Raw genomic sequence first — 741 nt, forward strand, 5'->3', positions numbered from 1 at the left:
GTCACGCAGGCCGAGCGCAACGAGAGCCTCGCGCTCTGGGGCGGGACCCTGCTGACGCTCCTGATCTGCATCGGGATCGGGATCGCCATCAACCGGCTGATCGTCCGGCCGCTCGGGCGGGTAATGACCTTCGTCGAGCATATCGGCGAGGGCGACCTGACAGGTACACTCGGGGAAGGCGGCCACAATGAAATCGGTCGCTTGAAGCGCACCCTCAATGCGATGGTAGCGGGGCTGGCCGACCTCGCTCGCACCAACCGCACCGCCACTTCGGACCTGAACGCGGCGGCGGCCGAGATCCGCGCCTCGGCGCAGGAGCAGGCGGCGTCGGTGGAGGAGCAGTTCGCGGCGGTGCAGGAGACGGCGGCGACGGTGGACGAGATCACCCATTCGGGTGCGCAGATCACGAAGCGGGCCGGCGAGGTGATCGCCACCGCCCAGGCCACGGCCCAGACCTCGCGTCAGGGCCTGCGCGCGGTGGCCGATACGGCGCGGGCGATGGACGCGATCCGCGAGCAGGCGGAGGCGGTGGCCGGCAACATCGTGACGCTGTCGGAGAAGACCCAGACGATCGGCGACATCATCGAGACGGTCAACGACATCTCGGAGCGCACGCACCTGCTGGCGCTCAACGCCGCGATCGAGGCGGCGGCGGCCGGGGAGAGCGGGCGCAGCTTTGCGGTGGTGGCCTCGGAGATGAAGCTTCTGGCCGACCAGGCCAAGGCGGCCACCCTGCAGGTG

1 protein-coding gene is annotated in these 741 nt (G+C 69.9%); it reads left to right on the plus strand.

The window, feature by feature from the left end; genetic code table 11:
• A partial coding sequence (locus MKK64_RS21865) for a methyl-accepting chemotaxis protein (protein WP_243937284.1) occupies positions 1-741 on the plus strand: 741 nt, incomplete at both ends.

Origin of the sequence: Methylobacterium sp. E-025, from assembly GCF_022829705.1 — a bacterium.
GTDB lineage: Bacteria > Pseudomonadota > Alphaproteobacteria > Rhizobiales > Beijerinckiaceae > Methylobacterium.